This window comes from Neisseria sp. P0021.S007 (genome assembly GCF_051956855.1).
On sequence record NZ_JBQCXA010000780.1, the window covers coordinates 1 to 599 of the forward strand.

1 protein-coding gene is annotated in these 599 nt (G+C 46.9%); it reads left to right on the forward strand.

All coding sequences use genetic code 11. From position 1 onward, the window contains the following. Positions 1–599, forward strand: a 599-nt coding sequence (locus ACTHUR_RS15920) for a peptidylprolyl isomerase (protein ID WP_440399635.1), incomplete at both ends; no start/stop codon positions are given.

Consider the following 599-nt stretch of genomic DNA (forward strand, 5'->3'; position numbering starts at 1 on the left):
CAGAAGAAGTACAAAAAGCTTACGACAGCAAAAGCGTAGATTTGTCGCCAAGAGCCGAAATTGCGCATATTTTCATTCCTGTTATGCCTAACGGAGATGAAGCAAGCAATGCGGAAATTAAAGCCGAAGTAGATAAAATGGCTGCAGAGCTCAAAGCGCACCCAGATGCTTTCGCCGAGCTGGCGGCCAAGTACTCCAAAGATTTGTCTAGCAGCAACAAAGGCGGCAATTTGGGCTACCTGAGCAAAAGCGGCGGCAGTGGCTTTGGACCTGAATTTGATAAAGCGGCATTTGCATTGGGCAAAGGCGAAGTCAGCGATACCGTTAAATCATCTTTGGGTTATCACGTTATCAAAGTTTTGAATGTCGAAGCTGAGCCGACTTTGGAACAAGCCAAAGCGCGTATCGAAGCAGCCTTGAAACTGAAAAAAGCAGCTTCTGCCTTTAATGCCGCTAAAGAAAAATTGGGTGAAGATGCCTTCAATGATCCATCTTCTTTGGCAAAAGCAGCCGCCAATTCAGGTTTGAAAGTGGAAAACTTGGATGAGTGGGTGACCAAAGCGGGCGCGAAGGAAGCCGGCTTGCCTGAAGCATTGATT